Annotated in this window: 4 protein-coding genes; 1 reads left to right on the forward strand and 3 read right to left on the reverse strand. The window is 58.7% G+C overall.

Annotated elements, in window-relative coordinates; genetic code table 11:
* Positions 1 to 420: 420 nt before the first annotated feature.
* The 3 genes from NFS22_RS22520 to gltX form a co-directional block, all read right to left on the reverse strand.
* Entirely contained in the window at positions 421 to 999 is a 579-nt protein-coding gene (locus tag NFS22_RS22520; protein ID WP_251319892.1) for a hypothetical protein, read from the reverse strand.
* A gap of 142 nt (positions 1,000 to 1,141) precedes the next feature.
* Entirely contained in the window at positions 1,142 to 4,744 is a 3,603-nt protein-coding gene (gene addA / locus NFS22_RS22525) for a helicase-exonuclease AddAB subunit AddA (protein ID WP_251319893.1), read from the reverse strand.
* Between the two features lie 57 nt (positions 4,745 to 4,801).
* Positions 4,802 to 6,286 (reverse strand): glutamate--tRNA ligase, encoded by a 1,485-nt coding sequence (gltX, locus tag NFS22_RS22530; protein ID WP_251319894.1) that lies wholly within the window; start codon positions 6,284 to 6,286, stop codon positions 4,802 to 4,804.
* Positions 6,287 to 6,478: 192 nt separating this feature from the next.
* On the opposite strand from gltX, the gene NFS22_RS22535 reads away from it, so the two are divergent.
* Entirely contained in the window at positions 6,479 to 8,149 is a 1,671-nt protein-coding gene (locus NFS22_RS22535) for a CvpA family protein (protein ID WP_251319895.1), read from the forward strand.
* Positions 8,150 to 8,263 lie beyond the last annotated feature (114 nt).

The raw sequence follows: 8,263 nt of genomic DNA on the forward strand, positions 1-8,263 counted from the left end.
CCCCAGCCTGTGCACTTTCCATCGCGCCACTTCTTGACTTTGTCGATTTTCGCTTACACAAGATTTTACACCAAGCCCTTGCTTCTTCAAATATAGCTGTTTGAGTGTCTGAATTGTGACGATTTTCAAGCCTTTCCATAATTTTTCCTCGTTTCGATAGTTGTAAAACTATCGCCAGAAAAGCACAAAAGACGCACCCTCTCATCTGTGAGGGCGTCGCCTTTCGTATTCGTCACTTATTTATTTTCAAAAATGGTTTTCTTTTGCCCCTTGGTATGCGCAATAGCGCTACGAATTGTCTGGGCGATAATTATGGTTTCATTTTAATAATGCAATACTGCGGCTGTCAAGTGGTCTGCGGCATTGTTCACGATTTTTTCATAATCAGCTAAACGGCGCAACCCAATTGGCCGGATTGCGTTAAGGGCCAGATACGCCGTATCTGCCCCTTAAATCGCTTAATTTAATGACATTGGCTCCTCCCATCATGTCTTTGAACATAGCGACCGGCTTATCTGTGCCATGGAACTGAGCGTAATGGATCAGCCTTTCATACTGCTCCTGCTCCTTCCGCTTTTCTTCTTCCTTTACCTGAGCCTCTTTTTCAATCTTCTGCTGTGTTTTCTCCCTGTGCAAATCATCAAACTGCTGATAAATCGCCGAATTAGCCAGATCACATTGATATTTTTTCGCCAGCAGCTCCATGCGCTGCTTCTTTTCGGCGGAACCTGGATTTTTCAAACTGTCAATACCATACTTCTGGCATTCATCGTAAAACTCTTCAAATCTTTTTACGGCTCTATCTTCGTCGATCTTTTTTTGCTCTTTTTTTAAATCCCGCATTTCCAGTACAGCAGGTACAGCAAAAGACGCAGCAAGTACAGCAAGCGTTCCAAGACCCGTCACATACAACGGCACTTCAACCCGATTGGTCTTGGTTATGATCCACATACCAGACACCAAAATCGCCATAGAAATTGCTTGATTCTTCAACTTCATAAAACAGTATAACCTCCCATTTTGAGTTCGCCTTATCCTTTGCTCTGCAAAGGATAGAAAGGGGCCCCTTTCTGCGATTATGATAACACACACAAACAAGAAATACAATACGATGCTGTCAGCATAGTACAGACAGCAGTCTTTATAGCTCCACCGCTGTATCGGTGGCAAAAAACCACAGTACCTGCCGGTTGACCGGCTTGCCCAGGATGGCGGACAGGGCCAGGCTGTAGGCGTTGAGCTGGGGGCGGTACTCCTCGGCCTGGGCGCGCTCTCCGCCGGGACGGATGCGGTCGCTTTTGAAGTCCACCACGGTGATCGCGCCGTCCTCTCCTTCAAACCAAGCGTCGATGACCCCCTGGAGGAGGACCTCCTCCCCCTTTCCATCGGGGAAGTAGTTCAAAGCGGAGTCCAGAACGGAAAATTTAAACTCCCGGCGGCACCTCTCCCCCGCCGCCGCCATGGCCCGGCCCAGAGGACTGGTTAAAAAGGCGGACAGCCGGGCCGGGTCCACCGCCTGGCGCTGGAGTTTTGTCAGGAACCCGGCCTCCGTCAGGCTGTCCAGCTCCAAGCCTACTCCCTCCGGGCTGCTGTCCCCGTCCAGGGACAGGTACTGCATGGCCAAATGGAGGGCGGTGCCCCGCTGGGCGGGGGTAAGGCCCTTTTCTTCTGCGATAAAGTTGGGCCGGGTGATAGGCTGTCCCCTGCGGGCAGGCTGGACGGTGTCCTCCGCCGCCTCCTGGTCCAGAGTCCGTCCCTTAATCTGGGTTGCGGTCAGCTTGGAGGGCAGATTTGCCGCCCCAAGGTGAGGGTAGGTCCAGCTCAGACGGGCGCTCAGATCCTCTCCGGCGACCTCCTCCTGAGGCAAATCGGTGTAATGGCCTTTCACTTTACGTGCTTCCCTCAGGGCAGTTCCATCCACCCAGCGAATATCCCAGGGGGGGCCAGCTGTCTCCAAGCAGACCTCGGGCAGGCAGGCCAGAGCACGCAGGGCGCCTCCCTCAGGCCGGGTGAGGGCGTGAAGGAGCACCCAGGCCCCCACGCTCTGCTGCCCCTCCAAGGCCAGCGGCGAAATGGGCAGGCTCTCCCCCAGACGCTCCAGGGCGGCCCCTCCCTCGGGCAGGGTCATGGTGAGGATCAGCTTCTCCCGAGCCCGGGTCATGGCCACATAGAGCAGCCGCATCTCCTCTGCCAGCATCTCCCGCTCCACCTTGCGGGCCACCGCCCGCCGGGCCAGGGTGGGATACTCCACCATCCGCTCCCGGTCCAAACCCCGGGGACCCACCCCCAGCTCCGGATGAAAGAGCACCGGGCGCATCAGGCTATCCCGGTTGAAATGTTTGCTCAGTCCGCATACCAGCACCACCGGCTTCTCCAGACCCTTGGAGCCGTGGATGGTAAGGATGGACACACCCTCCCCCTCCTGGCCCGCTCCAGAGACGGACCCCAGCCGGGAACCAGCTTTTTTCAGCCGGTCCAGCCGCAGGAGGAACTGAAACAGGGTTCTGCATCCGCTGTCCTCCATCTGGCCGGCCAGGGCATAGAGGGCCAGCAGATTGCTTTGCCGCTCCCCTCCCCCCGCCATGGCACCAAAGACGCCCAGCAGGTTGGTCTTCTCAAATATGTACCACATCAGCTGACGGCAGGTGCGGTCTCCCGCCCCGAAGCGCAGCTCCTCCAGCCGGTCCAGAAAGTCCTGGCACTCCTTGTCTCCCGTCCCGGCGGCGTGGACCAGGGTGCTGTAAAAATCACCCTTGCAGTCCGCCCGAAGCAGGGCCAGCTTGTCCCCGGAAAAGCCGTATACCGGGGAGCGCAGGGCGGCAATGAGGGGCACATCCTGACGGGGATTATCCACAATCTGAAGAATGGCCAGAGCCACATTGACCTCGGTGCTTTCAAAGAAGTCCTCTCCGCCGCCGGCGGCGCAGGGGATGCCTTCCTCACCGAGGGCCTGGATATAGTGGTGCAGCACTGGCCCGGGACTGCGCATCAAAATCATCACATCTGACGGCCGCAGGGGACGCAGGGCGTTCCCCTCCTCAATCATCAGGGGCTGGTCCAGCAGCTCACGGACGCGGCGGGCGGCAAACCGTGCTTCCAGCAGGTTCTTGTCATCCTTCTCCCCCTCCACGTCCCCAAGGAAGGACAGGTCCAGAGCGTTCAGCTCCAGGGCATAGGGATCATCCCCCTCTTCGGACAGAAAGGACTTTCCCGGCACCAGGGCCTGTTTTTCGTCATAGTCCAGCTCACCGAATTCAGTTGACATAATGCTTTTAAAGAGGTCGTTGCACCCCTCCAGCACCTGGGGACGGGATCGAAAATTCTGGGACAGCACCCGCCGCCGGGGCTGTCCTTCTATTCCCTCTTCCCCATCGGGAAAGCGGTTGTATTTATTTAAAAAGATGGAGGGATCGGCCAGACGGAACCGGTAGATGGACTGCTTCACGTCCCCTACCTGGAACAGCCGCCGTCCGCCGGCGGAGATGGCTCTGAAAATGGCATTTTGTACCGCATTGGTGTCCTGATACTCGTCCACCATCACCTCGTCATACCGGCTCCCCACGTATTGGGCCAGAGGGGTTGGCTCCCCTGCACCGTCGGTAAGCAGCTGAACCGCGAAGTGCTCCAGATCGGAGAAATCCAGCAGCCCCCGCCGGGCCTTTTCCCGGGAAAAGGCGGCCTGGAAGTCCAGCACCAGGTCCATCAGCGCCTCCACCACTGGGGCGCACAGGGCCAGCTCCTCCAGCTGGACGGCGGTGTCTCCCGACAGCAGAGGCTCCACCGCCCTCTCCAGAGCCTTTTTGCACCGGTCCCGGACGGCTTTGACCCGGTTTTTCACCCATTCGGCCCGCTCCTCTTCAAAGGGGCTGAGCCTGACTGTCCGCTTTTTCTTCATACCAGGCTTGGGGAACGGGATGGGCAGCCTTGCGCAGGCCCCATCCCAGGTCTGTTCCCGCAAAAAGCACTCCAGCTCCTCCAGGGTGGCGGAGATTGAAGGGGCATAGTTGACCGCCAGCAGCTCGTCCCCCTGGCACAGCTCCAGCGCCTGGAGCAGCCGGTCCCGGCAGGCCAGGGCCTGGTGTTGGATATCCTCCAGCAGGAGCGCCCCCCATGGGGTCTCCCCCAGATCGGACACCCCCTCCAGCCTCCACAGCTCCTTCTGCTTCTCCAGCCAGCGGGCGGGGTCCGGGTGGCTCTGGACCTTGGAAAAGATATCCGAGGTGATCTGGGCCAGCTTGCTGTCATCCCGTCCGGCGGACAGGGTGTCCACCAGCAGAGCAAAGGGGCTGTCCTTGGTGAGGTCCTCATACCGCTTGTCCAGCACCTCCTCCAGCACCTGGGCCATGAGGACGTGGCCCTCCCCCTCGTCGCACAGGCGGAAATCCGGGTCCAGGTCCAGCAGATGACCGTGCTCCCGAAGCAGGGTGGCACAGAAGGCGTGAATGGTGGATATCTGCGCACGGTACACCAAAGTGGTCTGGCGGCGGAGATGGCGGTCATTTGGGGAATCGGCCAGCCGCTTGGACAGCGCCTGGGCAATGCGTCCCCGCAGCTCCGCCGCCGCCGCCTTGGTATAGGTTATGACCAGGAAACGGTCGATATCCAGCCCCTCCCGGATTACCCGGTCCAGCAGCCGTTCCACCAGCACCCGGGTCTTGCCCGATCCCGCCGCCGCCGATACCAGCAGCTCACCGTCCCGGTCGTCTACAATTTTCTGTTGTTCATCTGTTAAGGCAACGGGCATTGGACTACCTCCCTAAAGGACTCCCCCTATCAGCCAGGTTCTTGTCCAGACCCCATCTCACAGCTTGTCCAGTCCCAGTTTCAGCCGGAGGATGGTCTCCTCCCGGCCCAAAATGCGGCAGATTTCCACCGCGCCGCCGGGGGTGACGGCCTGACCGGCGGCGGCAATGCGCACCGGCCACATGAGGGTGGCATTTTTCACCTCCAGCTTTTCAGCCAGAGCCACCAGCCCGTCGTGAATGGCATCCTGGCTCCAGTTAGACAGCCCCTCCAGCATGGGGATGGCCGCCTCCAGCATGGCTTTGGACACCTCGGGGTTGGTTTTGGACTTCTTGTTGGTAAACAAATCTGCGCTGTAGTCAGGCAGAGCGCTGAAGAAGGCCACCTTCTCCGGAATATCGGTGAGCTTTTCGCACCGGGCCTGGAGCAGGGCGGCGATCTCCTCCACCGGCAGGCGCTCATCCTTTACAGCCTGTCGGATATAGGGCTTGGCCGCCTGTGCGAAGTCCTCCGGGGACATGGCCCGCAGGTACAGGGCATTAAAGTGGGTCAGCTTCTCAATATCGAAGATGGCAGGAGACTTGGACATGCCCGCCAGATCAAAGGCGCGGGCCAGCTCCTCCAGGGAGAAGACCTCCTGCTCGGCGATATCCCCCCGGGGGGACCAGCCCAGCAGGGCCACATAGTTCAGGATGGCCTCGGTAAGGAAGCCCTGTTCCTTCAAATCCTCATAGGAGGGGTCGCCGTGGCGCTTGGACATCTTGTTCTGAGCGTCCCGCATGACGGGGGAACAGTGGACATAGGTGGGTACCTCCCAGCCGAAGCTCTCGTAGAGCAGGTTATACTTGGGGGCGGAGGACAGATATTCGCTGCCCCGGACCACATGGGTGATGCCCATCAGGTGGTCGTCAATGACATTGGCGAAGTTGTAGGTGGGCATGCCGTCCCGCTTGATCAGGACCTGATCGTCCAGGGTCTCATTCTCCACGGTGATATCTCCGAAAATGGCGTCACAGAAGGTTGTGGTCCCCTCCTTGGGAATGCGCTGGCGGATGACATAGGGCTCGCCGGCGTCCACCCGGGCCTGGGCCTCCTCCAGGGACAGGGCACGACAGGGATCGTCCGCCCTGTTAAATTCGCCGGCGTCCTCGGCGCTCTCCGTCTTTTCACAGAAGCAGTAGTAGGCCTGCCCCTTCTCCACCAGCAGACGGGCGTACTTGCCATAGGTGTCCTGCCGCTCCGACTGGATATAAGGGGCCACAGGGCCGCCCACGTCGGGGCCCTCGTCGTGGTCCAGATGGCACTCGGCCAGGGTTTTGTAAATCACGTTGGTGGCCCCCTCCACCAGACGGCCCTGGTCGGTGTCCTCAATGCGCAGGATAAAGGTGCCCCCGGCGTTCCGGGCAATGAGCCAGGTGTACAGCGCTGTGCGCAGGTTGCCCACGTGCATATAGCCCGTGGGAGAGGGCGCAAACCGGGTGCGCACCTTGCCCTTGGGAATCTTGGCCTCCATCTCTTCAAAATATTTCATATCAAGTGCCATGATACTCTCTCCTCCAGTATTCAGGTTTTCCTTATTATAGTGAATCTTTCCCGATTTGGCAAGACTTTTAAATTTTAATCTTCTGTCCATTGCTTTTTCCGGCAAAATCGTATATCCTATAAAATAACCTTCCCAGCAAATTTAAAAAAAGAGGAGAATTTTGCCTTGAAAGAAAAAAAGACCCGAAAACCCATGGGCCGGGCGGGCAGTCTGCTGGTCAGCCTGCTGATTACGGCGGTTGTGGGCTTTGTGTATTTCTATGTGTCCCTGCCCGCCATCAATCTCCAGTCGGGGGATTTCTACAGCTTCCTGCTTCTGCTGTGTGTGGTGTACACCGTCAGCGTCTTTGTACTGTCCGCAAAACCGCTGGATCAGGGCGAATACTCTGTCGTGCGCACCCCCAGGGAGAAGATCAAGGAGTGGTTCCAGTTCGTCAAAAAGAGCTGTCTGCCGGTGCTGATCCTCTTCGCCGCGGTGGTCCTGGTGGCCATTGTGGGGCAGATCATCTCCATGCCCGTCTTCCGGGCCTCCGCCTACCGGGAGCTGCTCACCGTCCAGACCGGCGACTTCGCCGCCGACGTGACCCAGATTTCCTTTAACGAGATCCCCACCCTGGACCGTACCTCCGCCGAATTTCTGGGCGACCGCCAGATGGGCACCCTCAGCGATATGGTCAGCCAGTTTGAATACTCCGGCGACTCCACCCAGATCAACTACCAGGGCAGGCCCGTCCGGGTGGCCCCTATCGCCTACGCCGACCTGATTAAATGGTTCACCAACCGGAGCAGCGGCCTGCCCGCCTACGTGGTGGTGGACATGGTCACCCAGGAGGCCACCGTTATCCGGCTGAGCGAGGGGATGAAGTACTCCTTCTCCGAGCCGCTGAACCGGAACATCCTGCGCCATCTGCGCTTCCAGTACCCCACTATGATGTTCGCCACCCCGGAATTTGAGATCGACGAAGAGGGCCGTCCCTGGTGGATCGCCCCCAGGGTGGTCAAGCGTATCGGCCTGTTCGGCGGGGTGGACATCCAGGGGGCGGTGCTGGTGGACGCCATCACCGGCGAGAGCCAGTATTATGAGGAGGTGCCCAGCTGGGTAGACACCCTCTACGTCCCCGCGCTGATTATGCAGCAGTACGACTACTACGGCACCCTGGTTCACGGCTTCATCAACTCCATTCTGGGCCAGAAGGACGTGACCCAGACCACCAGCGGCTACAACTATATCGCCATGAACGACGACGTATACGCCTACACCGGGGTCACCTCCGCCAACGCGGACCAGTCCAACCTGGGCTTTCTGCTGTGCAACATGCGTACCAAGGAGACCCACTTCTACACCGCCCCCGGCGCCACGGAGGCCGCCGCTCAACGCTCCGCCGAGGGCGTGGTCCAGGACCTGGGCTACACCGCCACCTTCCCCCTTCTGCTGAACATCTCCGGCCAGCCCACCTACTTTATCCCTCTGATGGACGCCACCAATCTGGTAAAGAGCTATGCCATGGTCAACGTGGCCCAGTACCAGATTGTAGCCACCGGGACCACGGTGGACAAGTGCGAGCAGGAGTATATCCGCCAGCTCACCGACAAGGGTATCACTCAGGTCGAGCTGCTGCCTCAGACCGAGGCGAAGGGGAAGGTTGCTGAAATTCGCACCGCCGTTATCGAAGGCAACTCCTTCTATTTCATCCGTCTGGAGGGCGAGAAGGTCTTCTACTCCCTCTCCGCCGCCCAGAACCGGGAGGTGGTCACTCTGAACGTAGGAGATACCGTCACCATCGAGTATGCCCAGCCTGTGTCCAACCTGGATTCCGTGCCGTTGCCCTCCATCTACGACGGATATACACTGTATATCAACTAGCGGTATTCGCCTGAATATAGCACTTCTCCCATTGAGCCAATGTCAATAAGTTAAGCAAGCAATAGACAACCGGAAGCGTGAATTGTTAAAAAAAGGGGGGCAACAAAGGAGGAC

Origin of the sequence: Flintibacter muris, assembly GCF_943192995.1 — a bacterium.
Classification (GTDB): domain Bacteria; phylum Bacillota; class Clostridia; order Oscillospirales; family Oscillospiraceae; genus Lawsonibacter; species Lawsonibacter muris.

Excerpts from the sequence above, each read along its gene's own strand:
- gltX (WP_251319894.1), bottom strand. The coding sequence starts at position 6,286 with ATGGCACTTGATATGAAATATTTTGAAGAGATGGAGGCCAAGATTCCC.
- NFS22_RS22520 (WP_251319892.1), bottom strand. The coding sequence starts at position 999 with ATGAAGTTGAAGAATCAAGCAATTTCTATGGCGATTTTGGTGTCTGGT.
- addA (WP_251319893.1), bottom strand. The coding sequence starts at position 4,744 with ATGCCCGTTGCCTTAACAGATGAACAACAGAAAATTGTAGACGACCGG.
- NFS22_RS22535 (WP_251319895.1), top strand. The coding sequence starts at position 6,479 with ATGGGCCGGGCGGGCAGTCTGCTGGTCAGCCTGCTGATTACGGCGGTT.